At 65.5% G+C, this 25,813-nt stretch carries 22 protein-coding genes; 16 read left to right on the top strand and 6 right to left on the bottom strand.

Features of this window, described 5'->3' with window-relative positions; translation table 11 throughout:
• Positions 1 to 14: 14 nt before the first annotated feature.
• The 3 genes from R2770_14625 to R2770_14615 form a co-directional block, all read right to left on the bottom strand.
• Positions 15 to 7,190 (bottom strand): SdrD B-like domain-containing protein, encoded by a 7,176-nt coding sequence (locus tag R2770_14625; GenBank protein MEZ5281692.1) that lies wholly within the window; start codon positions 7,188 to 7,190, stop codon positions 15 to 17.
• Positions 7,187 to 8,107 (bottom strand): hypothetical protein, encoded by a 921-nt coding sequence (locus tag R2770_14620; protein MEZ5281691.1) that lies wholly within the window; start codon positions 8,105 to 8,107, stop codon positions 7,187 to 7,189. The genes R2770_14625 and R2770_14620 overlap by 4 nt, the downstream gene beginning before the upstream one ends.
• 151 nt (positions 8,108 to 8,258) lie before the next feature.
• Positions 8,259 to 8,495, bottom strand: coding sequence for an Lrp/AsnC ligand binding domain-containing protein (locus R2770_14615; protein MEZ5281690.1), 237 nt, complete (start codon positions 8,493 to 8,495; stop codon positions 8,259 to 8,261).
• Between the two features lie 145 nt (positions 8,496 to 8,640).
• Between R2770_14615 and R2770_14610 the strand changes: the two genes are divergently transcribed.
• From R2770_14610 to R2770_14595, 4 genes are read left to right on the top strand one after another with little or no spacing between them, the layout of a single operon-like run.
• Complete coding sequence (locus R2770_14610) at positions 8,641 to 9,735, top strand: Zn-dependent alcohol dehydrogenase (protein MEZ5281689.1); 1,095 nt, start codon at positions 8,641 to 8,643, stop codon at positions 9,733 to 9,735.
• Positions 9,736 to 9,763: 28 nt separating this feature from the next.
• A complete protein-coding gene (locus R2770_14605) occupies positions 9,764 to 10,804 on the top strand; it encodes a hypothetical protein (protein MEZ5281688.1) in 1,041 nt (346 codons plus the stop codon).
• Positions 10,801 to 11,628 (top strand): CmcJ/NvfI family oxidoreductase, encoded by an 828-nt coding sequence (locus R2770_14600; protein ID MEZ5281687.1) that lies wholly within the window; start codon positions 10,801 to 10,803, stop codon positions 11,626 to 11,628. The genes R2770_14605 and R2770_14600 overlap by 4 nt, the downstream gene beginning before the upstream one ends.
• Positions 11,629 to 11,665: 37 nt before the next feature.
• Positions 11,666 to 12,073, top strand: a complete 408-nt coding sequence (locus R2770_14595) for a VOC family protein (protein MEZ5281686.1) — start codon at positions 11,666 to 11,668, stop codon at positions 12,071 to 12,073.
• A 22-nt stretch (positions 12,074 to 12,095) separates the two neighbouring features.
• Here R2770_14595 and R2770_14590 read toward each other — a convergent pair whose 3' ends face one another.
• Positions 12,096 to 12,329 carry a hypothetical protein gene (locus R2770_14590; GenBank protein ID MEZ5281685.1) on the bottom strand — a complete coding sequence of 78 codons (234 nt, stop codon included), beginning with the start codon at positions 12,327 to 12,329 and terminating at the stop codon, positions 12,096 to 12,098.
• 127 nt (positions 12,330 to 12,456) lie between these two features.
• Between R2770_14590 and R2770_14585 the strand changes: the two genes are divergently transcribed.
• Positions 12,457 to 14,112 (top strand): DAK2 domain-containing protein, encoded by a 1,656-nt coding sequence (locus R2770_14585; protein ID MEZ5281684.1) that lies wholly within the window; start codon positions 12,457 to 12,459, stop codon positions 14,110 to 14,112.
• 10 nt (positions 14,113 to 14,122) lie between these two features.
• Positions 14,123 to 16,276 carry an ATP-dependent DNA helicase RecG gene (gene recG / locus R2770_14580; GenBank protein ID MEZ5281683.1) on the top strand — a complete coding sequence of 718 codons (2,154 nt, stop codon included), beginning with the start codon at positions 14,123 to 14,125 and terminating at the stop codon, positions 16,274 to 16,276.
• Positions 16,277 to 16,289: 13 nt separating this feature from the next.
• Here the strand turns inward: recG and R2770_14575 are convergent, their stop codons facing one another.
• Complete coding sequence (locus R2770_14575) at positions 16,290 to 16,691, bottom strand: hypothetical protein (protein ID MEZ5281682.1); 402 nt, start codon at positions 16,689 to 16,691, stop codon at positions 16,290 to 16,292.
• A 12-nt stretch (positions 16,692 to 16,703) separates the two neighbouring features.
• On the bottom strand, positions 16,704 to 16,889 hold the full coding sequence (locus R2770_14570) for a hypothetical protein (protein MEZ5281681.1): 186 nt from the start codon (positions 16,887 to 16,889) through the stop codon (positions 16,704 to 16,706).
• Positions 16,890 to 16,922: 33 nt separating this feature from the next.
• Here R2770_14570 and rsmD point away from each other — a divergent pair, with 33 nt between their 5' ends.
• The 10 genes from rsmD to smc all read left to right on the top strand — a co-directional run bounded on the left by rsmD (position 16,923) and on the right by smc (position 25,748).
• A complete protein-coding gene (gene rsmD, locus R2770_14565) occupies positions 16,923 to 17,447 on the top strand; it encodes a 16S rRNA (guanine(966)-N(2))-methyltransferase RsmD (protein ID MEZ5281680.1) in 525 nt (174 codons plus the stop codon).
• A 12-nt stretch (positions 17,448 to 17,459) separates the two neighbouring features.
• The gene (coaD, locus tag R2770_14560) at positions 17,460 to 17,939 is read left to right on the top strand and encodes a pantetheine-phosphate adenylyltransferase (protein ID MEZ5281679.1); all 480 of its coding nucleotides are present in this window, start codon (positions 17,460 to 17,462) and stop codon (positions 17,937 to 17,939) included.
• Positions 17,936 to 18,526, top strand: coding sequence for a hypothetical protein (locus R2770_14555; protein ID MEZ5281678.1), 591 nt, complete (start codon positions 17,936 to 17,938; stop codon positions 18,524 to 18,526). The genes coaD and R2770_14555 overlap by 4 nt, the downstream gene beginning before the upstream one ends.
• A 52-nt stretch (positions 18,527 to 18,578) precedes the next feature.
• The gene (locus tag R2770_14550; GenBank protein ID MEZ5281677.1) at positions 18,579 to 19,094 is read left to right on the top strand and encodes a YceD family protein; all 516 of its coding nucleotides are present in this window, start codon (positions 18,579 to 18,581) and stop codon (positions 19,092 to 19,094) included.
• 100 nt (positions 19,095 to 19,194) lie between these two features.
• A complete protein-coding gene (rpmF, locus tag R2770_14545) occupies positions 19,195 to 19,374 on the top strand; it encodes a 50S ribosomal protein L32 (GenBank protein ID MEZ5281676.1) in 180 nt (59 codons plus the stop codon).
• 7 nt (positions 19,375 to 19,381) lie between these two features.
• The gene (plsX, locus tag R2770_14540) at positions 19,382 to 20,356 is read left to right on the top strand and encodes a phosphate acyltransferase PlsX (GenBank protein ID MEZ5281675.1); all 975 of its coding nucleotides are present in this window, start codon (positions 19,382 to 19,384) and stop codon (positions 20,354 to 20,356) included.
• A gap of 82 nt (positions 20,357 to 20,438) precedes the next feature.
• On the top strand, positions 20,439 to 20,738 hold the full coding sequence (locus R2770_14535; protein MEZ5281674.1) for an acyl carrier protein: 300 nt from the start codon (positions 20,439 to 20,441) through the stop codon (positions 20,736 to 20,738).
• Positions 20,735 to 21,451: a ribonuclease III gene (gene rnc, locus R2770_14530; GenBank protein MEZ5281673.1), complete on the top strand. Its 717-nt coding sequence runs from the start codon at positions 20,735 to 20,737 to the stop codon at positions 21,449 to 21,451. The genes R2770_14535 and rnc overlap by 4 nt, the downstream gene beginning before the upstream one ends.
• Positions 21,448 to 22,287, top strand: a complete 840-nt coding sequence (locus R2770_14525) for a DNA-formamidopyrimidine glycosylase family protein (protein MEZ5281672.1) — start codon at positions 21,448 to 21,450, stop codon at positions 22,285 to 22,287. Before rnc ends, R2770_14525 begins: the two co-directional genes overlap by 4 nt.
• A gap of 5 nt (positions 22,288 to 22,292) precedes the next feature.
• On the top strand, positions 22,293 to 25,748 hold the full coding sequence (gene smc, locus R2770_14520) for a chromosome segregation protein SMC (GenBank protein MEZ5281671.1): 3,456 nt from the start codon (positions 22,293 to 22,295) through the stop codon (positions 25,746 to 25,748).
• Positions 25,749 to 25,813 lie beyond the last annotated feature (65 nt).

Below are 25,813 nucleotides of genomic sequence, written 5' to 3'. Positions count from 1 at the left end.
ACAGACACTTCGTTCTAGGCGGGGCAGGGTGAGGCTTCGCCCACCTGGCGACGCTCGGCATCGAGGTCGGTCGGGTCGTACTCGGGTGTGTTGTCGACACACTCGGCCGGTCCCTGAGGGATGAAGAAGCCCATGTCGTGGTCGGTGATCAGGGTTGTGGCCCCGATGCTCAGCACCTCACCCTCCATGGTCAGCGGGTCGATGTCGCTGTCGATGTCGTCTGGGCCGATGTCGGGCAACGACATGTTCCACGAGATCGGCACTCGCACCAGGCGCACGAAGTACTCGCCCGGATCCAGATCGCCGAACCAGTAGATGCCGGGCTGGGCCGTATCGCCGTCGAGGTTCTGCGAATACGTGGTTGCAACCAGATTCCGGTCGACGTCGTACAGTTCGATCCGAACGCCGTTCTGGCCGACCTCTTCGGGATCCTGGATGCCGTTGGCATTCTCGTCCAGCCAAACCCGGCCGCCGATGCCGTTGACAGACTTGTTCAACAGCAGGCCTGCATGGCTGGTCTCGATGGCCGGCGGAGCCGAGCCGTCGGCGTCGAACGCCACATAGTCGACCGGGAAGAACGCCACGGTGTCGGCCAGCCACGACCCCTGCGGGGCGATCAGCGGGATACGCACATCGAGGTCTTCCCCGGCGGCCCAGTACTGTCCCACGCCTGGTGTGGCCTGGACCCTCACCGCTCTGACCGCCGACAGATCCTCTGGGCTGGTCGTCCAGTCGTTGTCGCACCCGCCCGGAGCCGCGGCACCCGCCGCCGAGCCGAACAGCTCGGGACGGCACGGATCGGACGACATCGAGTACGACACGGTGACCGTGACATTGCCCGGCTTGGCGAACACCTCGGCAAGACCGCTGAGCGACGGCGTGTACTGCGAACCGATCGGGTCGCCGGTCAGCGGCGATACATCACCCGGGTAGGGCAACACCTGATAGGCCACCAGGCCGCCGGTCGCCACGTTGCCGTTGTTCTCGAGCTCGATGCGGATGCTGCCCGGGCCATGCGATGTGGTCTGGGCGATACACGGCCGCGACGTGTGGCCGGCCTCTTCTTCGCACGAGAAGTCAGATCGGCTGAAGTCGACCGCCCCGGTCCATGCTGCCGGTCCGTCGCCATTGGTCACCGCGAAGGTGATGGTGTTGGTGCCGACCTGGAACGGGCCAGAGAGTGGCACTGACACCGGGGTGCTCCAGTTCGATCCACCGACACCCTGGGACACACCGTTCACATAGATGTCGGTGACCGAGTTGTCGACCAGGAACCGCGCGGTGGCCTCCAGCGAATCGGGCAGGTCGTCGGCGCTCAGCTCGAACTCACGATGGAAGAAGTAGGTGAAGTTCTCCCTGGTGTTGGCTGACGTGTTCTGCCACGGGTCGCTCGAGCGCACCCACACCCGGTGGATGGTGTCGGTCTCTGCGTTGTTCGCGTAGTCGTCGACCTCCCAACGGTTTCCGTTGGCGCCAACACCCCAGTGATTGGTGCCCGCCATGTAGAACGGGAAACGGGTGAGGGCCTCGTTTCCACGATCGGCGTAGGTCGAGTTGGCCGTAGCCGGCAGGTTCGACGTGTGGCCCTCGAGGGCGGTGAAGTTGCTCTTCAGCCCGTTCAGGTCCATCGATCCGGATCCGGTTTCGAAGTAGCTGATGCCTTCGAAGGTGCGGAAGTGGATGACCCGGTCGTGGGCCGACGTTTCGGCATAGAACCGAACCTCGTCGGCGTCGAGGGCTGCGAACAGGTCGTTACCCGCGTGGCCCCAGGCGTTGGTGCCCGATTCGTCGGCGCCCAACGCGGCGTCGGTCGAGATCGGCAGGCTGTCTGTGCGCACGTCGAGCGACGGGTTGGTGCCGCCCTCGTGCACGTAGTTCAACACAAGCACCCAGCCGCCACCGTTGGAGTTGTCGACCTCGGCCTGGAAGGGGTCGACACCTTCGAGGTCGAACCAGTAGACGCCCGAAGGCACGTCCTGGGCCTGGCTGATGTCGACGAACGGGTTGGCCTGAGAACCCGGCGCGGCCAGGTTCACATCGGCGCTGACGGGCACCTGCACGCCACCGTTCCACTCGAAGTCGATCGACAGCGCACCGGGACCACCGGTGTTGCGGGTGACGACGGTGATGGTGTTGGTGCCGGGTACAAACGGGCCAGCGAGGGTCTTGACCGGCCGGGTACCGCTGAACCCAGAGTCGGTGATGCCCTGGCTGACTCCGTTGACCGTCACCGAGTCGATGTAGTTGTCGATCCAGGTCTGGGCCGACAGGCTCAACGACTCGTGGCCCGTTCCTTCGGGCAGCTCGAACGTCGCGGTGAACGTCGCTGTGCCCGTGTTGTTGCAGTTGGGCGTCCAGATGAGCTGAGCCGGGATGTTGTTCCACGCATAGGTCGCGCAGTTGGGCACGACGGTGGCCGGGTTCGTCGAGCCGTTGTAGGTGACGTCCCACATCGGGTCAGTCGAGCCAACCGGCAGATCCGCGCCGGAAGCATCAGTACCGGTATCGAGGTTGGGCAACTCGGCTGCTGCGAACTGGGTGGTCTCATAGACCGGCCGCTCGCAGTTCTCGCCCCACAGATACGAACCACCGCCCGGTGCGGCACCCCAGTTGGGCACACACGAGCGAGCGGCGCTGACCGCCGGGCGACGAGGCCCGTCGAGGCTCTCGCTGACGGTCCAGTCGCTGTCGAGCTGGGTGTATGCCACCGCAGGTGCCACGTGGGTGTTGACCTGTACCTCGGCCAGACTCAGGTGCTCGTCGGTGTCGAGCACGATCAGCACGTAGCGTCCGGCTGCTCCGGCCACCGAGAACTCGTGGTGGGGGCCCGACAGATCGGGAGTGACCGGAATCTCGATCACCCCGGCCTGTCCGCGTGCTCCGGCCACTGTCTTTGTGGTGATCGGGTCTGGCGACACGAACAGCTTTGCGCCGCTCAGCCGAGTGGTGCAGCAGTCGGTGCGGTTCCAGATCTCGATCGAGCCGACCGAAACCACGGTTCCCAGGTCGACCTGCCACCACTTGTTGCCGGTGTTGATGGCGGTGTGGCTGACCGACTCGTGCCAGTAGTCGCCGTCTGTGTTGCCGTCGATTGCGCGCGATGCAATGGGTGGGCCGTTGCCGGTATCCCACGCCGTGGCAGTCGTACTCTGGGTGGCCCGGCCGCTGGTAGCGATGTTGATCGCCTCGGCGCCGGTGCCAGACCCGTCGTCGGTGCGGTACCAGGCGAGCGATGCGGCCAGCAGGGATGGCCCGCCGTCACCGTCGACCTCGACCTCGATCAGGTTCACGCCGGCAGCCCACGGTCCGGTCAGGTACACCCGGCCGAACTCGTCGAGTTCCTGGCCCTGGCGAACCCCGTTCACGAAGATCTGGCCAACTCCGCTGGTGGCGACGTCGCCGACCAGCACCAGGCTGGCGGGCCGGTCATCCGACCCGAGGCTGAACGAACGCTGGAACCAGCGCGCGCCACCGTTGGCGCAGTCTTGCGACAGCACCGGTGCGTCGCCCGACAGTGGCACGCCGCAGTCGCTGGCGTCGGCCGGGGTCTGGTTGCTGACACGGTTGACCGAAGCCGTCCAGGCCGCGTTGGTCGAAGCGTCGGGCAAGGCATCGAGGAAGGTGTCCTGGCCGGTCACCAGCGGTGCGACATCAACCGACGCACCCTGGCCGGGAACCTCGTCATAGATGATGAAGTCCATGCCGTCGCGGCCTTTGGCAGAGGCGTTGACCTCGACATCCAACAAGGCGTCGACATCGAAGCTGTCGGTGTCCCAGCAGACCGACTCTGCCACCAGACCGTCGCCGTCGACGTCGTACACGTCGGCGATTGCCGGGTCGACACACGAAACGTTGTACTGGGTGTTGTTGGTGCCGGTCATGGCCACCAGATCGAACGACGACGCTGACACGGCAGGGCGCACGGTGGTGTTCAACACCAGGTCGAAGACCTCACCGGGCGTCAGGTCTCGTGCCGCGTTGCGATAGTCCCAGCGCACCAGCGTGCGACCGGTGCCGTTGTGGTTCTCGGTCACCAACAGCTGTGGCGGCTCGTCCTGGGTCAACGGTTGGGTGCTGGCATAGCTCAGCTCTTCGGGCAACAGGACTGCGACGAAAGGCTCGCGATACGGCCGTGACGCTGCAGGCAGGTTCTCGATGCGGATCTTGAAGCTGATCTGCTCGCCTGGTACCGCCGAACCGGTGAGGGTGGTGACGGTGAGGTCGGGAATCGAGTTGTTCAGATCGACCTGCACCAGGTCGCAGACCTCGCGGCCGGCCATGTTGTCGGCCGCCCACGTTGCACAGTTGACGATGGGTGCCGGGGTGTCGCCGTCCATCGGAGGGTCGAACACGTCGGTCACCAGACGTGCCGGTGCCAGCGTCGCAAACGCCTTGTCCAGACCACCCGGATAGGTGATGCGCACGGCCTCAGCGTTGGCAGGAAGGTTGTAGGTGGCGTCGTCGTCACCGTCGACGGTGGCGATGTCGAACCAGTTGCCGTTCTTCAGGTACTCGAACTCGGCAACCGTGGTCGACGGAGCCCATGCGCCGGTGCGGATGCTGACGGCACGAAGGCCGGTCGGAAGTACATCGGTGATCGTCGTGTTCTCGGCCTTGCCGGTGCCCACGCTGGTGGTGCCCAGCGACCACTCGATCTCGCCGCCCGCCGAGGCCATGTCGGTGTTGGCGATCTTCGATCCCTGCAAGAGGGCCTCTCCGCCACAGGCGGTTACAGGTGGCTCGGTGACCAGGATCTCAAAGCTGTCGAGGCTGCCGGCAAGAGCCGTACCCGAACTCTCGAGCGTCAGCACGATGCGGTCGACGGTGCCGGTTATCTCGAGTGAGCCGCCCGAGCTGCCGCGGTTGAAGGCGTCCATCGCCAGGGTCGGGTTGTTCATCAGGTCGCCGACCCGACGCTCGACGGTGTTGGAGGTCGCAGAGAAATGGCTGCCGTTGCGGTGCACGCTGTCGACGGTCCATGTGAGGCCGTCACCCAGGGTCAGCAGCGACGAGTTGGAGACCGCCAGCGGGCCGCCCAGGCCGACGTAGCCGCCCAGCCGGCCGATGTGAACCACGGGGTCGACCACGGCTGGGCTGAAGGTCAGGGTCAGCGTCGCAGACTGGCTGTAGTCGTGAACGATCTCCAGCGCCGGGTTACCCGCCACGTTTGGCTGGCTGTAGTCGTTGGAGTTCAGCTGGTCCATCACCGCTTGAGTTGCGCTGAGGTTGGTCAGCTCGGCCGTGACGGTGCTGTCGCCCAGCTGCGCACGCCACATGTCGAGCTGCAGTTCGGACCACGAACCGGTTATCCCTGCAGGGCGATCTTCGATGGGCAAGCCGGGGGCGCAGATGACGTTCATCGTCACTGTGGCTGTGTCGCACCGGGGGTGGCCAGACTCGAAGTCACCGGGGCACAGCTCGTATTCGAACGTTCGGGTCTGCGACAGCTCGGACAGCAGGGGCGTGTACATCACGACCCCGTCGTCGCGGATCTCGAAGGTTCCCTCGCCGTCGGTGGTGAGGATGCGCGGCAGCGACCCTGCGGGTGCGGTGTCGTTGGCCATCACGGGCACAGCGCTGGCCGTGCCGGGGTAGACGTCGACGAAGTCGTCGTTGGCATTGACCTTGCCGAACGGGTCGGGCGCACTGGGGCACGAACCGCCGTCGTTGTTGTTGGTGGGCTGTCCGGTCGAGATGCGGGTGCCTTGCGGATTGTTGGTGTCGAGGTCTGTGATCCAAACGATGGCACCGGTGGGGTTGTTCGAGGCGTAGAACTGATCGCCCGATGTCACGTAGGTCGAGCCCCAGCCACCGCTGAGACCTGAAACGCCTGTCACACCCTGCACGTCAAAGCGGAAGTGCTGCAGCGTGTTCAGGTCGTAGACACCCAGGCGGTCACCCTGCATGCCGTAGGCGCGGCCGTCGATGATGGCTATGTCGGCGACGCTGGGCCGGCTCTGTCCGTCGCCGGAGGTGAACGTCAGCGCATCGACGATCTGGAGGGTGTCGAGGTTCACCACCTTCCAGTTGTTGCCACCGTTCGAGATATGCATCAGCCCGGTGACGGGGTCGATGTCCGCGGTGAAGGCACCGGCCTGCACGAACAACCCTGTGTTGGTGATCGAGCCGTCGGACGGGTCGATGCGGATCAGATCACCGTTTCTGCGCGAGCCGTCGGCTGCGTTGGCGGTCGAGATCGCGTAGAAGACGCCTTCAGACTCGCGGAAGGCCATGGCGTTGTACGAGCCCTGGGTACCACTGTCGAGCACCTCGTACTGGCCGGTGGTGACGTCCAGACGATGCAGACGACCCGACAGCACCTGGTAGAAGCCGGTCGGGCAGGTGGGGGTGAAACTCTGATCCGAGAGGGCGAAGAACTTGACGTCGGCTTCGCCGTCGTTGTCGATGCGGAAACCGGCGATCGGGGTGGCGGTCGTGTCGACCTCGAATGCCTCGACGTCGACCACGGTGAACCACATCGGCTGGCCGACGTTGTCGCCCGGGGCATAGCCGGTGTTCCAGCGGTAGGGGGCGTCGAAGCCAAGGCGCTTGGAACCAGCGATGACGTTGCCGTCGGCGTCGAGCGGTTCGAGGTCGAAGAACGAGTTGCCGTTGCGCTCGGTTATGAGCACATAGTCGCCGTTGTCGACCGGGAATTCGAAGTAGAAGTCGAAGTCCGGCTCGAAACTGGTCAGCGCCGGGTTCGTGCCCCCGTTGACGTCGAGGTAATCGCGCAGGTCGGTCGACCCCAGCACCTGCTCGACCCGGTCCCAGAAGTCGGGATGCGACGGCAGTGTGTGCACGCCGTTCTCCGAAGTCCTCACACCTGACTGGTTGGTGCCCCAGTTCTGGTTCTGCACCTCGATGCCCGTGAAGTTGAACTCGTCGAGCACGACGGTCTGGCCACCGTCGACGATGGTCACCGACTCGATCTTCAGCTCGTCGTTGTCGGCATCGATCACACCAGACACCGAGGAGTTCTGGGTGATGGTGTTTCCGTTCTCGGTCATGACGACCTGGGTGATGGCGACGTCGCCGCTGCCAGCTCGGATGGTCTCCAGGCCCGACGTTTGTGCGGCGGCCGGCTGCACTGGCAACACGGCGAACGTCGATGCCACCACGGCGGTGATCAGCACCGCCAGCCAGGTGTTCTTGGCCATGCGGCCGACTCGATGGTTGTGCTTGCTCACCACTGTGCACTCCTGGCAGGCGAATCTTCGAGAATTCCGGACTGGGTTCGTGTGAGCCACACCGAGGCGCCTTCGTCCGTGACCGCTATTGCGACGGTTCCGTCGTCTGAGAAATCGATGCTGTTCAGGCGATGGTCGATCACCAGCAGCTCTTCGCGTTCGCCGCCCTCGTTCCAGTAGGTGACGCTGGCGCCGGCGGCGTTGGTGGACACAACCGCGAACTGGCCCGTCCCGGCCCGTGCGACCAACTTGGCATCGGAGCTGACCGAGATCTGCGAGATCTGTGTCCATGAGCCGCCATCGACAGACCCGAGGATCAGGTCGGTGCCGGAGGCGGAGGCGACGAGCAGTCCGAGGTGCGTATCGGCTTCGACCAAGTCGACGACCCGGCCGCCAGGCTCGACCACCTCGGTTACCTCACCCGCCGCGCTGGCCAGCGAGACCGAGGCGCCGTCGGGGGAAATCCATGCGACCCATGCGCCGTCATCGGATGCGATCGGGTGCGTGCCGGCGCCCAGGGTCACCGGGTTGTCGGCGCTGGAAGCGAACCTGACCACGGGTTCGCCATCTGAGGTCTGGAACCATCCGATGATCGACAGGCCAGATCCCATGTCGAAACCGACGATGGTCTCGCTCTGGTCGGGCGCCTGACCGATCTCCAGCGCAGGTGTGCGCATAAGGGTGCGGCGCGAGTCGCCGTCGATCATCGCGACGGCGCGGCCGTCGTTGACGATTCGCGTGTCGGGCAGCGCCACGAATGCGTCCGCGTCGGCCTCGGACTCCCACGAGAACCCCACCGGGGCAGCTGTCGTGGTGGTCACCTCGACGGCCGTGGTCGGCGCCGGAGCGGCGCCTCCATCGGATGTGCATCCGGCCAGGACCAACAGCGTCCCCACCATGCAGACGCCCACCGGCATCCGCGTTCTTGTTGTCCCGCGCCAGCTCACCGCAAGCTCCCAGAGGTCGATACTTCTCGACCCCCATCGGGATCAGCGGGGCCCTACTTGAGCCAAATCGGCCGCTGGCTGAACGGCCTTTCAGAATGGTTTCAGATTGGGCCGGGATGTGTCAGAGATTGACAACCGGGCACGTCAGGGTGCGGGTGATGCCGTCGATCAGCTGTATGCGAGACACAACCATCTTCCCGAGATCGTCGACCGAGCCGGCCTCGGCTACCGCTATGACGTCGTAGGGTCCCGTTACGTCGTCGGCCGAAACTATGCCGTCGATGGCCCCCATCTGGGTGGCCACGGCGGCAGCTTTGCCGACCTCGGTCTGGATGAGGATGTAGGCCCGGACGGTCATGATGGAAGGCTCCCTCGTCAGGTGACCAGACCCTACCGCGGGTTGTGCTGATGCCTTTGGTCCCACGGCCGGAACGTGAGGTACGGTCGTCTGCGTTCTTGTCGAACACCGATCACCAGACCCCACCGACGCAGGAGAACCGCCGATGCGCGCTGCACTCATGACCGCCCCCGGACAGCCGCTCGAGCTGGTCGAAGACGTCGAACTCGAGTCGCCCAGGGCCGGCGAGGTCAAGGTGCAGCTCCACAACTGCGGGCTGTGCCACTCGGACCTGCACTTCATCGACGGTTCGTTGCCCGGTCCGACGCCGCTGTTGTTGGGCCACGAGGCGGGTGGCATCGTCACCGACGTGGGTGCCGGCGTGCTCGACCTCGCCGAGGGCGACAAGGTCATCTTGACCCTGCGGCCCCCGTGCGGCCGGTGTTTCCACTGCGTGCGGGGCGAAATGTCGCTGTGCGAGACCTATGCCGGCGGCCTGTTCCCAGACGGTGGTACGCGCCTCAGCCGCGGCGGCGACGTGGTTCACCGTTCAGGTGTCAACCTGGCCGCCTTCGCCGAATCGACGGTGGTTCCCTCGGCCGCAGCGGTCAAGGTTCCCGAGGACACACCTCTCGACATCGCCTCGGTCATCGGTTGTGCGGTGCAGACCGGTGTGGGCGCAGCCATCAACACCGCCAAGGTCGAACCGGGTGCCACGGTGATGGTGGTCGGGCTCGGCGGAATCGGAATCTCCATCGTGCAGGGTGCCCGCATCGCCGGTGCTGCGCGCATCATCGGCGTCGACACAAACGAGGCCCGCCGCGAGCAGTCTCGCCACTTCGGCGTCACCGACACCATCGATCCGATGGCCGGCGATGTACCGACCCAGGTTCTCGACCTTCTGGGTCGTGGCGTCGACTACGCATTCGATGCCGTCGGCGCGGCCTCGCTGACCGAGACGTGCATCGGGTCCATCCGAAACGGTGGCCAGGCGGTGATGGTAGGAGTGCCGAAGATCACCGAGGGTGTCAACATCCACGCCATCGCCTTCGCCATGGGCGAAAAGAAGCTCAGCGGCTGCTTCCTCGGCTCGAGCAACCCGCACCGCGAGTTCCCGCGCCTGCTCGACCTTTGGCGCAACGGCAAGCTCGACCTCGACGCCATGGTCACCGGAACAAGGCCGCTCGACGAGATCAACGATGCGGTTGCCGACATGCAGGCCGGCAAGGGCCTGCGCACGGTTCTCAGCATCGGCAGCTGACCCGGCAGCGCAGCAGGGCGTCGAACAGGTGGAGCCCGCAGCCGAGTTGGTGGCACTGCACCTCGAGTGGTGCCGGTTTCGCGAGGCCGACACAGCGTTTCAAAAACTCGTAGGCGAACACCGCGAGTTCAGTGCCGTGGCCCGGCTTGGTCAGCGGTTGCTGCGCCTCGATCTCGAGCGCGTCGACCTCGCCGACCACGGGCACCTGGCCTCAGCTGTGCCATCCGACTTGGCATCCAGGGTCGGCGGCCTACAGTTCCCACGGCGTCCCGACAGCATCGATCGCGGCCCGTTGGCCGACTTCGGGCCGTTGGTGAGCCTGATGCTGGAGGTGTTCGCAATCCGTTGGCGCCGCCGCGAGAGCCTGCACGTTCTGGCCCTGATCCACCTGATCGGCGAATATGCAGGCCACATGGCTTGGGAGCCGGTGCTGGGCCACAGCCTCGACCCGCCGATGCTTGCCGACGACGTCAGCGGCAGGGCCAGCCTGTGGGGGCAAGTCGGAGACGACAGGTGTGGCCATCGCCGGTCGCAGCAACACCTGGCCTCGGAGGTGTCCGAACTCGAGATGATGCGCTCGGAGGCCAGGTGGGTCGAGTTTCTCCACGAGGAATACAGCCGGGTTGGGGAGATGATGACGGTCTGTGCCCTCAGGGGTTCCATGCGTGCCTTCGACCGTCGGGTGCGAGGCTGTTCTGCCCACTGCTCGGTGTGGGTACGCCACAGCGAGGCCGACCGCGACGCGTTAGAGAGACGGGCCCGGTTGGCGGCACTGCTTGGCGCATCGCCGCTGATACAGATGCGCCACTCGGCACCGGTGGGGCACTTCTTCGGCGTTCCCGACCTCGAGGAGATCGCGCAGGAGTGGGGTCGATTCGCCCACGAGGCCCGGAAGCGACTGGGTCACGACCTGTCGGTGGGTGGTGGTGTCGATGACATGCCGCAGAACCTGTGCCTGTTGATCAGTGCCCTTCGGGGCGAACCGACACAGCAGTCGTCGCTGGTGGCCGACGTTGTTTCGCACCTCAGATCAATACTCAACACCTCAACCCGGACGGTGGAAACGTGAGCCTGTACTGCCGAGCAACGCTGAACTTCGTGGGCGACGCCGATCGCGTTGCGGTCGCCACGCCAATTCTGGACGCCCGCAGCTCAGCGCCCGTGGGCTTCGACCGTTGCGGCTTCACCTTGCTGCAGCACGCTTCGGAGGTCACGGATTGGCGCGACGAGCATCGAGTCGCAGAGGCTCACCGGCCCGAGATCGTCGAGTTGGCGAGCAGCTTCACCGGTTGTGACGCCGTTGTCGCCTATCCGCCAATCGTGAGAAGTCCGGCGACGGCGCGGACAGTTGAAGACTATGCACCCATCGAGCTGGTGCACTCCGACTTCACCATCGACTATCGGGCGATGGTCACCGACCCGACACGCCCCTACAGCGGTTTCATCAGCCCGCTGCTCGCCGAGCTGGGTTTCGGCCAATCCGATCTGGCAAAGGCGTCGCGTCTTGCGATGATCCAGTTCTGGCGCAATACCGGGCCGCAGACGCCGGACTATCCGCTTGCGGTGTGCGACGTGGCGACAATGGATCCGCGACGTCAGGTGACCTCGGTGGTCGACTCGTACGGTGGCCAGCATCTCGAGTTCGAGGTCTCGTTCTTCCTCGCTCCGGCGCTCGATGTGGACCCCGAGGTCGGCCGAGATGTCTGGTACACCTACCCCGCCATGACCTCCGACGAGGTTCTGGTCTTTCGGACCTACGACAGCGACCGCGAGCTGGCCAAGCAGCCGGTGTGGACACCTCACTCTGCGTTTCTCGACCCCAACGCCTCGCACGGCGCGCACAACCGGCGCGAGAGCGTCGAGATGCGTGCCCTCTGCGTGTGGTTTGGATGACCTGAGCGGCTAGCTCCGTTTCGGTGCAAGATGGGGCATGGCCAAACCAATCCAGATCTCGATCGACGCCGCCAGCCCCACCCGGCTGGGCAAGTTCTGGTGTCAGGTTCTTGGATACGTCGAACAGCCCCCACCGCCAGGATTCGAGACCTGGGACGACGCGCTCGACGCGTTCGGTATCGACCGATCAGATCCCGACAGGGCCTATTCGATAGTCGACCCCGACGGTGTCGGACCCCGCCTGTTCCTGCAGAAGGTCCCCGAGGGCAAGACGTCGAAGAACCGCTTTCACCTAGACGTTCATGTTGGCGCCGAAGAACTCGAATCGACCGCCCAGCTGTTGGTCGAGATGGGCGCCGAGGTGGTTCAGTCGTTCGACGAACCCGAGGGCAGGTGGATCTCGATGAAAGACCCCGAAGGCAACGAGTTCTGTCTGGAAGGTTGACCAGCCGCTGCCGACGCAGGCGTCAGTCGTAGTCGGTCCAGTCGGGGGCTCCCAGATCGACCTCGCTGCCCAGGCGCAGGCCGGTGGCAAAGCCTCGGTCGTCGAGATCGAACACGACGCGCTGACCCTGTCGAAGCATCCGAAACACCGAACCCTCGAGAGCGTTTGGCGCAAGTTCGTGCTCGACACGATCGCGGTCGTCGACCAGAACTCCGGCCCCACTGGCGGGGTCGTAGGACTTGATGACTCCCTGCACTGCGCCCTCCTCGGCGGTCTGTACGCGGCTGTGAAACGGGTTCGGGGCACTGTGTGGCGCCCTCGAACGCACCTCAACATACCAACGAGGCCGGAACCGGCGCGCATCGCAGTTACGATCGTCGCCCATGGCCGTGCTGACAGCGTTCGGTGTCGAAGAGGTTCGGGGTCTCATCTCGACCTTTCGCGACGCCCTTGCGAACCACCGCGAAGCGATCAACCGATTGAACGTGTACCCCGTTCCGGACGGCGATACGGGCACCAACATGACTCTGACCCTCGAGTCGGTGTTGGCCGAGATCGACGGTGCGGGCGCCGACATGGAGGCCACGTGCGCCGCAATCTCGCACGGCTCGCTCATGGGTGCGCGCGGCAACTCCGGTGTGATCCTGTCGCAGGTCCTGAGGGGTATCGCATCGACGTTCGCCTCGGGTGTCGAGATCGGCGGCCGCAGTTTCGCGAACGCGCTCGATGTTGCCAGCAAGGCCGCTTATCAGGCGGTCATGAAGCCGGTCGAGGGCACCATCTTGACCGTGGTGCGCGAAGCGGCCGAGGCTGCGACGGCTGCAGTAGAACAGGGCAAGGACCAGCTGGTCGATGTTTTGGACGCGGCACGGGCCAGGGCCGTCGATGCCTTGTCGAGGACCCCAGAGATGCTCCCGGTGCTGAAGGAGGCCGGGGTCGTCGACGCTGGTGGCGCCGGGTTCATCTTGCTGCTGGATGCCGCCCTGAACATCGCCGACGGGCGTCCGCTGCCCGACCCGCCCGAGGGTGACGTCGCTGCGGACCTGGTCGCTGGTTTCGAACGTCCCGACGAGCACGACGGCGACGTCTCTGACCTTCGCTATGAGGTGATGTTCTTCCTGGAGGCCGAAGACGACACCATCGCGGGCTTCAAAGACGTATGGGTGGGAGTCGGTGACTCGATCGTGGTCGTAGGCGGCGACGGCATCTGGAACTGCCACATCCACACCAACGACATCGGCGCGGCGATAGAGGCCGCTGTCGACGTCGGACGCCCCCGCCAGATCCGCGTCACCGATCTGGCCGAGGAGGTTGCCGAAGAACGCTGGGTGCGCGAGGCCGCCGCCCAGTCGGCGGCGGTGCCCCTGCCACAACGCGACCCGGTCGGGTGTGCGGTGGTGGCGGTGAGCCCTTCGGACGGCATCGGCCGGATCTTCCACTCTCTTGGCGTCCAGGAGCTGGTCACAGGCGGCCAGACCATGAACCCCTCCACCGCCGACCTGCTGGCAGCGGTCGAGGCCGCCCCGTCCGACATGATCGTCGTCTTGCCGAACAACAAGAACATCATCCCCGTCGCCAGGCAGGTGAACGACCACACCGCCAAGACGGTCGTTGTGGTTCCCACTACGTCGGTTGCCGAGGGGTTCGCCTGCCTGCTGGCCTACGACCCAGATACGGACGCCCATTCGAACGCCAGCGGCATGGCCGATATCGCTTCTGGTGTGGTGGTCGGCGAAATCACCCAGGCGGTCCGCGACACCAACAGCGACGCGGGCCCCGTCAAGGTGGGCGACTGGATAGGCCTTGATCGCTCGGGCATACGCGTTGTGCGTGGCGAGATGGTCGAGGCTGCCATCCGCCTGCTAGATCGTCTGGTCACCGACGATCACGAGATCGTGTCGGTCATCGAAGGTGCCGACGCAGGGGCCGCCGATACCAGGGCCATCACCGAGTGGTTGTCAGAGCATCGACCTGCAGTCGAGGTCGAGGTGCACAAGGGCGAGCAGCCGTTCTATCCGTACTACTTCGGCGTCGAGTGAGCCGCCGGTCTTGAACCAGTCGCTCAGCCTCGCCGAGCTCGACTCGATTCCCGTCAGCCGCCTGCGCGGTGTGGGCCCCAAGACCCAGGCCGCCCTGGCTGTGCTGGAGGTCGAGTCGGTGGCCGATCTGCTGACTTACTACCCACGCCGCTACGTCGATCGCACCAACCAGGCTCGATTGGCCGAGTTGGTGGTGGGCGAGGAGGCGCTGGTGCTCGCAACGGTCGAGCGGGTCGAATCGCGGCGCATGCGCAACCGGCGCACGATGGTCACCGTCAGGGTCACCGACGGCACCGGCTACATGACCGTGACGTTCTTCAATCAACCATGGCGGGCCCGCCAGCTCACCGAGGGCACCACTGCCGCATTCTTCGGCAAGGTCGACCTGTACAAGGGGCGCCGCCAGATGACCAGCCCGGTGGTAGACCTCGTGGGCGACCGCACCGGGCGCATCGTTCCGATCTACCCGCAGTCCGAGAAGGCTGGGCTGATGACCTGGGAGATCGCCGGGCTGGTGACCGAGGCGCTACGCCGATGCGAGCAGCGCGGCATAGAAGACCCGATACCTGCACCCGCGCGGCAGCGGTTCGGCCTGGTCGACAGGCATGTGGCGTTCGCCTCGATCCACGCTCCGGGAGCCATGTCGGACGTGCAGCGGGCGCGTACCAGGCTGGTGTTCGACGAACTGTTCCGCGTTCAGCTGATACTGCTCGAACGCAAGCGCGAGCTCGACATCCACACTCGCGGGGTGGCCCACACCGTCGACGGCGCTCTGGTCGATCGTTTCGTCGAGTCGGTGCCCTTCGACCTCACGGGGGCCCAGAAGCGCACTATCGGTGAGATAGCCACCGATCTAGCGAGGCCGACTCCGATGCACAGGCTGCTGCAGGGCGATGTGGGCGCAGGCAAGACCCTGGTGGCAGTACATGCGCTGTTGGTCGCTGTTCAGGGCGGGCACCAGGGTGCGCTCATGGCACCCACCGAGGTCTTGGCCGAGCAGCACGCACTGGGCGTCTCGGCCCTGGTCGAGGGAATGATCGTCAACGATGCTGCGACGCTGATGGGCGAGCGGCCCTTGCGGGTCGAGCTGTTGACCAACAAGGTCAAGACCGCCGATCGTCGTCGGATCGTCGCCGATCTGGCTTCGGGCGCCGTCGACATCGTCATCGGCACCCACGCTCTGATCCAGGACGGAATCCAGTTCTCGTCCCTGGGCGTCGTGGTGGTCGACGAGCAGCACCGGTTTGGCGTCGAACAGCGCGCAAAGCTGCGCGACACGGGCCGCAGCGACGGCCTGACCCCCGACGTGTTGGTCATGACCGCGACCCCCATTCCTCGAACCGCTGCCATGACCGTTTACGGCGACCTCGATGTGTCGGTGCTAGACGAACTGCCCCCGGGGCGCACGCCGATCGTCACCCAAAAGGTCGAGGGAGATCTCGCCATCGAGTCGATGTGGAGACTGGTGCTCGACGAGATCGCTGCCGGACGCCAGGCCTACGTGGTGTGTCCGCTTATCGAGGAGTCAGACAAGCTCGATGCGGCGTCGGCCGAATCGACATACGAGCGCCTGACGTCGGGTGTCTTGGGTGACGTGGCGGTCGGTTTGTTGCACGGACGGATGTCACCGACCGACAAGGAGGCGGTGATGGCCGCCTTCCGGGCGGGTCAGCTCGATGTGCTGGTCGCCACCACGGTGATCGAGGTGGGAGTCGACGTACCCAACGCCACGGTGATGGTCATCGAATCGGCCGACCGGTTCGGCATAGCCCAGCTTCACCAGCTTCGGGGTCGAGTGGGCCGCGGCGCCCACCGGTCGCATTGTTTCCTGGTCGTCGATCAAGCGGCGACCGAAGCCGAGGAAGAGAACCAGAGGGCAACCGCTCGCCTGGATGCCCTGGTGAAGAGCACCGACGGCTTCGAGCTGGCCGAGATCGACCTTGACCTGCGAGGCGAGGGAACCATATTCAGCGAACGACAATCGGGGCGAAACGACCTGAAGCTGGCGTCGTTGCGCCGCGATCGCGAGTGGGTCGGCAAGGCCAGGGAGGTGGCCGCAGAGATGGTCGCCGATCGTTGCGTCGAGGACGACCCTGCGGCCCAGCGCGAGTTTCGCTGGTTCGTCGATGGCCGCGACGACACCGATTTCGTGCTGAAGAACTAGCGGCCGTCGCCGGTCACCCGGGAGGGCCGCCAACGGTGTCGTCGATCATCCACCGCAGCTCGTCGGAGTCGTCCAGATAGGGCGGGAGCCTGCCGATCTTGCCGTCGATCAGGCGAAGCATCAGGGGCGAACCTGGCGTCGCGTAGTCGATGTCTTCCCACGCGTAGAACTTGGGCTTGCTGGCGTTGAGCCTGACGTTGAGGCCTTCCTCGGTGGCAACCACGCCGGCGTACATGGCCTGGCCGAGGGTGTAGAAACCGAAGCCCACGAACACGATGCCCAAAAACACGTACCAGCTTCCGGCGAACAGGTTCGTCGAGCCGAACAAGATCAGCAGGAAGCTCGAAGTGATCTGCAGGATCCGGAACCAGCGCTTCAGACGAAAGAGCTGGGGTTCCATAGGGGTGTGGTCCATGGAGACAGTCTGTCATCCGTCGGGCGCAACGAAACCCTCGTCGATCTCTACATCCCATCGATCGAGGCAGTCGACGCACCTGTAGCTGACGATGTCGCCAGGTAAGAACCCGTCGTCGGGGTCGGGGTACGACTGCAGGTGACAACGGCCCCCGCAGTCGACGCAGTCGATGATCTTGGGGATGTCCAGTCCAGCCACACGGCCAGTGTCGCAGATGGATAGCGTCGAGCCATGCGCGTAGTGGCCGGGACACATCGAGGGCGGCGTCTGGAGGCTCCAGACGGGCTGGAGGCGAGGCCCACCTCGGGTCGGGCCCGTGAGGCCACGTTCAACCGTCTCGAGAGCCTCGACCTCATCGACGGTTCAGTTGTTCTGGACCTGTTCGCCGGCTCGGGGGCCCTTGGCATCGAGGCCTTGTCCAGAGGTGCTGCGCAGGTCGTGTTCGTCGACTCGTCACCGCGGTGTGTCGACGCCGTCAGGCAGAACCTGTCGGCGCTCGGGCTCACCAACCAGGCTCGCGTCGAGCGCAGCGACGCCATGCGCTTCCTGACAGACTCGACGGCGACCTTCGACCTGGCCCTGCTGGACCCGCCATATGAGTTCGACGGTTGGGACGAGCTGTTGACCCGCCTGCCGAGCGAGTACGCGGTCGTCGAGTCCGATCGGGCCATCGCAGTGCCAGATGGCTGGGTCGAGCTGAAATCGTCCAGGTACGGCAGAGCCACGATCGCTGTGCTGGAACGCGAAGAAAGGTAGCTTCGATCAGCGATGGCCAAGGCGTTCTATCCAGGTACCTTCGACCCGTTCCACCTCGGACACCTAGAGATCGTCGAGGCCGCGTCGCGCGCCTTCGACCGGGTTGTCGTGGCCGCCATGCGCAATCCTTCCAAAGCAACCCCGTTCTTCACCGACGACGAACGTATGGACCTGATCGCACGCTCGACCAGTCACCTAGACAACGTCGACGTCACCGCGATGGAGGGGTTGGTCATAGATGCGGCGGCCGCCGTCGGCGCCGACATCATCGTCAAGGGTGTTCGTGGTGTCACCGACTTCGACACCGAAATGCAGATGGCGCAGATGAATCGCCATGCATCTGGAATCCTCACGACCTTCCTGCCGGCCACGGCAGCCAACGGCTTCATCGCGTCGCGATACATCAGGGAGATATCGAAGATGGGCGGCGACGTCACCGATCTGGTTCCAGAACCTGTCGCGGAGGCCCTTCGGGAGAGGTTCCTGAGATGACCGACGCCGACGCACTCGCCACCGAGGGACCAACGCTCGACGACCGCGTACGCGAGGTCATCGCTTTGCTGCAGGCTGCCAGGCCAATGCCGTTGTCTTCGTCGGTGGTGGTCAACCGCGACGAGATAATCTCCCTGCTGGAGCTGATGCTGGAGGACCTGCCATCGGAGATCCGCCAGGCCCGATGGTTGCTGAAAGAGCGCGAAGAGTTTCTCGACGCAGCCCGCGCTGAGGCCGCCGCCATCGTCGAGCAGGCCGCCAGGCAGGCCGAGGCCATGGTGCAGCGCACCGAGGTGGTGAGGCAGGCCGATGCCCGCGCCGCGCGGATCGTGTCCGAAGCCCAGGCCGAGGGTCGTCGCCATCGTCGCGAAACCGAAGATTGGTGCGAACAGCGGCTCGAGCATTTCGACAACACGCTGGCCAAGGTCACGGCGGCAGTCCAGGAGGGGCGTCAACGTCTGCGGGCACTGCCACGCACCGAGGACGAACCCGAGTCGCAGGCCGAGATAGACCTGCGTGAGGCCGACGAGCAGTCGCAGGCCGAGGCGGCCGAGCGGCACCTGCTGTTCGATCAGGACGACTACTGAGATGCCCGCGGCGGGGCCCAGCAACGCGGGTGAAAACGGCGACGATCTGAGAGTGCCGCTGCACGATCTGCGAAAGCGGCCGCGCAACCGCCGACCCGTGCTGCTCGAGGTCTTGCTCGACGGGCTGGCCGTGGCCGACAGCCGGGTCGATCCGAGCTCGCCCGTGGTCGTCGACGTCGAGATCGAATCCGCGGCCGAGGGCGTCACCGTCGCCGGCGCGGTAGAGGCTCGATGGCTGGGGTCGTGCAACCTCTGCCTCGACGAGGTTTCGGGCGAACTGTCGGCTCACGTCAACGAGTTGTATGCCGACAGCCCACTCGACGAGGAGACATACAAACTCGACGCCGAGACACTCGACCTCGGCCCACTGGTAAACGATGCGGTTCTGCTCGAACTGCCGGTGGTGGTGCGCTGCCCCTTTGGGGGGATCGGGCACTGCGATCGGGTTCCCGAGGAGCTGGCGCGCGCCGCTGCCGACGCGGCCCAAGACGATGATTCTGCCGATGAGCGCCCTCTGGCCGACCCGCGCTGGGCGGCATTGAACGCACTCGAGTTCGACGAGGGGTAGCCGAGCGGCCCCGCAGCGGATAACATTTCCCGTTCGTCACTGCTCGCCTCGGGCGACGTGCTACCGCGAGCGAATCCGATCGATCACACCAGGACCGACGATGGCTGTCCCCAAGAAGAAAACCTCCAAGTCAAAGACGCGCAGCCGCCGCGCCTCGGCGTGGAAGCTCAGTGCTCCCGCCCGCAGCGTGTGCCCCCGTTGTGACGCCACCAAGTTGCCGCACGTCGTGTGCCCCAACTGTGGTTGGTACAAGGGACGCCAGGCCGTCGAAGTCGACTGATTTCACTATGAACACTCGCCTGACCATCGCTCTCGACGCAATGGGTGGCGACAACGCCCCCGGCCAGATCGTGGCCGGCGGCGAGCAAGCCGCCCGCGAACTCGGTGTCGAGGTGGTCCTCGTCGGCCGCCCCGAAGCCATTGGCGACACCGAACTCGAGGTCGTGGCGGCTTCCGAGGTCATCGACATGGCCGACGATCCGGCGCGCAGCGTCAGGGTCATGAAAGACTCGTCGCTGGTTCGTGGCGCCGAGCTCGTGCGAGATGGCGCTGCGGCAGCCTTTGTCAGTGCGGGCAACACCGGCGCCATGGTGGCCGCCTCGCTGCTGAAGATGGGCCGCATCAAGGGTGTGGCACGGCCCGCGGTCGCCACAGCCATTCCCGTGCCGGGGTCAACGCCCACGGTCTTGCTCGACTCTGGCGCCATCGCCGACTGCCAGGCGCAGTGGCTGGTGCAGTTCGCACAGATGGGCTCGGCCTTTGCCACCCGCCGCTTCGGATACGAGAACCCGCGAGTGGGGCTGCTGTCCATTGGCGAGGAAAAGTCCAAGGGCAACGAGTTGGTCAAAGAAACCCACGGCCTTCTCGCCCAGCTCGACGGCATCAACTTCATCGGCAATGTCGAGGGCCGCGACGTCATGTCCGACATCGTCGACGTGGTGGTAACCGATGGATTCACCGGGAACGTCGTTCTGAAGACCCTCGAGGGTGGTCTCAAGTCGATGGTCTCGGCCGTGTTCGGTGCCCTGACGGGTCCCGATGCCGGCGATGAGGCGGCGGCGGCGATCGGTTTGTTGGCACCACTGGCCACCGAGCTCAACCCAGACACCTACGGCGGAGCGATGCTGCTGGGCGTCGACGGTGTCAGCATCATCGGTCACGGGTCCAGCGGCGCCACCGCCATCTACAACGCCATCGCAGTTGCCCGCGACATGGCCGCCGCCGACTTGGTGTCGGCGATGCGGGCCTCGATCGGGCGCTGAGCGCCCCACCTCACACCCCGAGAAACGCGCGGTCGATAGTCGCTAGACTCGCTTGCGCCCCAACGACCCCTCAGGAGTTCAAGTGCCGGCTGAGACGCACGTCGAACAACCGCCAATGGATCGCCAGCAGATCTTCGAGCTGATCCGCGACCAGCTTTCCGACATCCTCGAGATCGATCCGTCACAGGTCACAGAGTCGGCGTCGTTCGCCGACGATCTCGAAGCCGACTCGCTCGCCCTGATCGAGCTGGTCGAGGCCCTCGAGGAAGAGGTCGGCGAGCGCACGGTCGGTTTCCGTATCGAGGACGAAGATCTCGAAGAGCTGAAGACGGTCAGAGACGCCGTCGACTACGTCGCCGCGAAGCTCGGGTCGACGAGCTGAACGAGGACGAGCTCCTGGGACTCTCCGAGAGGATCGGCTATACGTTCGCCGATACCTCGCTGATCGAACGCGCCATGTCTCACAGGTCGTGGTGTGCTGAGCACGGCGGAGTTGCGTCCAACGAGCGCCTCGAGTTCTTGGGCGACAGTGTGCTGGGATTGGTCGTCACCGATCACATCTATCACCGTTACCCCGAGCACTCGGAGGGCTCGTTGGCCAAGGTGCGCGCCGCGGTGGTCAACACCCACGTGTTGGCCGACGTTGCCACGTCGATATCGATCGGGCCTGCCCTGCTGCTAGGCAAGGGCGAAGATCAAAGCGGGGGCCGGGAAAAGACGTCGATCTTGGCAGACGCTCTCGAAGCCGTCATCGGTGCTGTCTACCTCGACGGGGGTATTGCGCCGGCCCGCGAGTTGGTGCTCGACTTGCTGAGCGACCGCATCGAGCACCATGCTGCGGGCCCCGGCGGCCACGACCACAAGACGCTCCTGCAAGAAGTGGCGGCCAGGCGTTTCGAGACCCTCCCGGTCTATGACGTCGAGGGTGATGGCCCAGATCATCAACGCAGTTTCGACGCCGTGGTCACCATCGACGGTGTCGAGCACGGCCGGGGCACAGGCAAGACCAAGAAGCAGGCCGAACAGGCGGCGGCGCGCAGCGCATGGGCCGCCTTGAACGAACAAACCGAACTCGAAGAAGTCAGGGAGCGATGATGCTCGAACTACCCGAAGCCGAGGTTGTGCGAAGAGATCTCGACAAAGAGATCTCGTCGCGCAAGGTGAAGGAGGTCGATGCGTCTGGCCCGATGGTCCTCTTCGACGGCTTCTCGACCCGAAAGGCGGTTGCCGCCAAGCTGGTCGGCAACAAGATCAACTCGGTGCGCCGTCAGGGCACCACCCTGTTGTTCGATCTCGACACCGACGAGACGATGCTCATCGATCTCAGCGCCGGTGTAGTCATGCGCCGCAACGCCAACAAGGACGCCCTCGAGGACGACACCGTTCTGGTCGTCACGTTCACCCAGGGCGGTCAGGTGCGCATGCTCGCGCCCGCAGACACCGAGAACGCAATGCGGATCGTGGCCACCGAGGCCCTGCCAGACGAACTGCCCCGGCCGACGGGATTCGACCCCATCGACGAGCCCATCCCCTGGACCCAGTTCGGTCAGACCCTGCGTGCGCGCACCGGGCAAAAGCTCTACGACTTGCTCCGCGACCAGAGCTTCGTCGTCGGCCTGGGCCCGGTCTACATCGACGAGATCCTTCACGCTGCGTTGCTGCGCCACGATCGCGTTGCCGACGGGGTGACCATCCAGGAGATCCGGCGGTTGTATCGCGCCATCGTCGAGACCATGCACAACGCGGTCAAGTACCGCGGCACCTCCTTGCCCGACGACCCGTTCACCGACGTGTTCGGCAACCCGGGCGGATTCGATTCGTACCTCGAGGTCTATGGTCGGGCCGGTGAACGGTCGCGCAACGGCCGGGGCGAGGTCCAGAAGATGAAGGTCTCGGGCAACGTCCACTACTACTGCGACTATCAGGTCTGAGCCTCGTGTTCCTGAAGTCGCTCACCATCAAGGGCTTCAAGAGCTTCGCCGACACCACGCGTCTCGATTTCGAGCCCGGCGTCACTGTCGTCGTCGGGCCGAACGGGTCGGGTAAGTCGAACGTGGTCGACGCCATCGCCTGGGTTCTGGGTGCGCAGGGTCCGCGTACCGTGCGCAGCCAGAAGATGGACGACGTGGTATTCGCCGGAACCGCGAAACGTGCCGCTCTGGGGCGTGCCGAGGTGTCGATGGTGCTCGACAACTCGAGCGGAATCCTTCCGATCGAGTTCAACGAGGTCACCATCACCCGCGTTCTGTATCGCTCGGGCGACTCCGAGTACGCGTTGAACGGCGTCTCGTGCCGGCTGCTCGACATCCAGGAGCTGCTGTCTGACGCAGGTGTAGGCCGCCAACAACACGTCATCATCGCCCAGGGTCAGATCGACCAGGTGCTGAACGCTCGCCCCGAAGACCGGCGCACCATCATCGAAGAGGCTGCCGGCATCTTGAAGTATCGGCGTCGCAAGGAGCGGGCCGAGCGGCGGCTCGACGCGACCGAGGCCAACCTGCTGCGCCTTCAGGACCTGCAGCGCGAGGTGCGCCGCCAGCTGCGGCCCCTCGAGCAGCAGGCCGACGCGGCCAGACGCCACGACGCGGTGGTCGCCGAGCTGCGGGCGTTGCGCTTGCACCTCGCAGGTCGAGAGCTCGAAGAGCGCAGACGACGCCTGCAGGCCGCCACGGCCGAACGCTCGACGCTGGCCGAAGACGACAAGCGCATCCGAAAAGAGCTGGCCGAGATCGATATCGCCGTGTTGTCGGCCGAGGCCAAGCTGGCCGCAGTCGGCGACGACATCGGCGACGCCCTTCCCCGCTACGAGTCGCTGGCCCAGCGGTGCCGTGGCCTGTCTGCCCTGCTCGCCGAGAGGCGGCGAGGTGTCGAGCGCGACCGTGGGGCTGCGCTGGCAGACGATCTGGTGGCCAGCCTCGAGGCCGATCGGGCCCTGGCGCGGGCTCAACTGGCCGATGTCTCCAAGCAGGTCGAGCTGCTGGCCCCGCGCATCGACGAGCTAGAGGCCGACGAGCAGGCGCTTGCCCTCGAGCATCACGAGTTTCAGAGCGAGCGCGAGGGCTTCAGCCCCGACAATTCGGGTCGGGCGGCAGAGGTGCGGGGCGAGCTGACCGCCATACGCGGATCGCTCGACCGAGCAGTTCGCGAACTCGACAAGATCGTGGCCAGGGTCGCCACCGCCGACCAGGTCGATGCAGACCGGGTGGCCAAGGCGTCGGAGATTCAGACGCGGCTAGACCAGCTGGCCGAGGCCGAACCCGCGCTTGCGCAGAGGTGCCAGAAGGCAGCCGTGCAGCTGACCGACGCCGAAGAGGGAGTTGCTGCGGCGGTCGATGCCGAGCGGGCAGCCAGCGCCGGTGTTGAGCGTTGGCGGACGCGGTCCGAGGCCTTGCGCCTGGCGCTCGACGAGGCCAGGGCCGCAGCCGGGTTCGAGCGCATCGAGTCGCTCGAGGGTGTCATAGGCACTCTCGCCGATCTGGTCGATGTCGATGCGGGCTTCGAGCTGGCATTCGAGGCCGCAGCCGGCGATGCCATGGCTTCGGTTGTGGTCGCCGACCCTGCCACCGCCCGGGCCGCGCTCGATCATCTGGCCGAGGCCGACCTGCGCGGAGCGGTTCTGTCGCTTGGCGGTTCGGTGTCGTCACCTGTCAAGCCCTCGGTCGGCACCAGGTTGCGCGACCACGTTCGTTCTGGTCGTGCGGGCGCCGACGCGCTGCTCGATCGGCTCTTCGGCTCTGCCGTGGTGGTCGAAGGAGACTGGCGCGAGGCCGCCGACGTGGCCCTCGACAATCCCGAACTGTTGGTTGTGACGCGTGCGGGCGACAGGTTTGGCCACAGCGGTTGGCGCATCGGAGCCGGAGGCTCGGGCGCCACGGCCGCTGCCTATGAAGAGGCCGAAGCCGAACTGGCCACGGCGATCGAGCTTGCCGCCCAAACCGCAGAGGTGCTGAAGGCCGCCAGGGCTGCGCTCCAGAGCGCCCAGACCGAGTCGAAGGCCGCGGCCCGAGAGCTCGAGCTTCACGGCGTCGAGACATCCAAGGCCACCGATGCCTTGTCGCGGGTCGAGCGGCAACGGTCCGACGCGGCGGCTGAATTGCAGGGCATCGTCGAGCGCCGCGCCGAACTCGAGCCTCAGATCGAACGCGACCGGTCGCGCATTGCCGAACTCGAGGGTGTGCTGCCCGCGCTGGTCGAGCGTGAGCAATCCGACCGTGCGCAGGCCGACGAGTTCGAGGCCAAGCGCGGCGATCTCGACCGGCGGGCCCGGGCCTTGGCCTCGACCCGCAGCGAGCTGGGGGTCAAGGCCGCCGGTCTCGACGAGCGTCGCGAGGTTCTGGAGAGCCGCATCGCCGACATCGGCACCCGGCTCGAAGAACACGTCCGCGAGGTCGCCCAGGCCGAAGCCAGACGAGAACGCCTCGACGCCCAGCTGGCAGCGCTGGACAAGCTGGCCGGCTTCGTGTCGCAGCGCCAGACCACGGTCGACGCCGAGCTGACGAGGTTGCGCGAGAAGCGCCGTCGCACCTCGCTGGCCACCCGCGCGGTCGCCGACGAACTCGACTCATTGCGTCAAAGGCGTACTGCCCTCGATCGCCAGCTAGACGAGCTGCGTGGCAAGCAGGCCCGTTTCGATGTGCAAGAGGCCGAGTTGAAGATGCGGCTCGAGAACCTGGTTGCGGCCATCCGCAACGATCTCGACACCGATCCCGACACCGCCTTGGCGGCACCCCTTCCAGAGTTGGCACAGGGTGTGACCGCACCGGCGCGGGTGCGCGACCTCGAGCGCGACCTCAAGCGCATGGGCCCGGTGAACCCGCTGGCCATGCAGGAGTACGAGGCGCTGAAAGAGCGGCACGAGTTCGTCTCCGAACAGCTCGAAGACGTCCGGCAGGGTCGTCGTGAGCTGTCGAAGGTGATCCGCGCCATCGACGAGGAGATCACGAAGATCTTCGCTGCTGCGGTCGCAGACGTGAAAGAGAACTTCGAGCAGCTGTTCGCAACGTTGTTCCCGGGTGGGGCCGGCTCGCTGAAGCTGACCGACCCAACCGATCTGCTGAACACCGGCATCGAGTTGGAAGCCCGGCCGTCTGGCAAGAACGTCCGCAAGCTGTCGTTGTTGTCGGGTGGCGAGCGCTCGTTGACCGCGCTGGCGTTCCTGTTTGCGATCTTCCGCAGTCGGCCGTCGCCGTTCTACGTGATGGACGAGGTCGAGGCCGCCCTCGACGACGTCAACCTGCACCGCTTCCTCGATCTGGTCGCCGAGTTCAGGCGCGAGGCCCAGCTCATAATCGTGTCGCACCAGAAGCGCACGATGGAGGCTGCAGACTGCCTCTATGGGGTGACCATGCCTCCGGGCGGCTCTTCTCGCGTCGTGTCGGAGAAGGTCGCCTAAGCGACCGCATCAACGGGGTCGCCTAAGCGACCGCATCAACGGGGTCGCCTAAGCGACCGCATCAA

The organism is Acidimicrobiales bacterium (genome assembly GCA_041394185.1).
Taxonomy (GTDB): domain Bacteria; phylum Actinomycetota; class Acidimicrobiia; order Acidimicrobiales; family Poriferisodalaceae; genus JAAETH01.
Note: the sequence above shows the minus strand (reverse complement) of the source record. Positions and strands in the feature narration are given on the sequence as shown.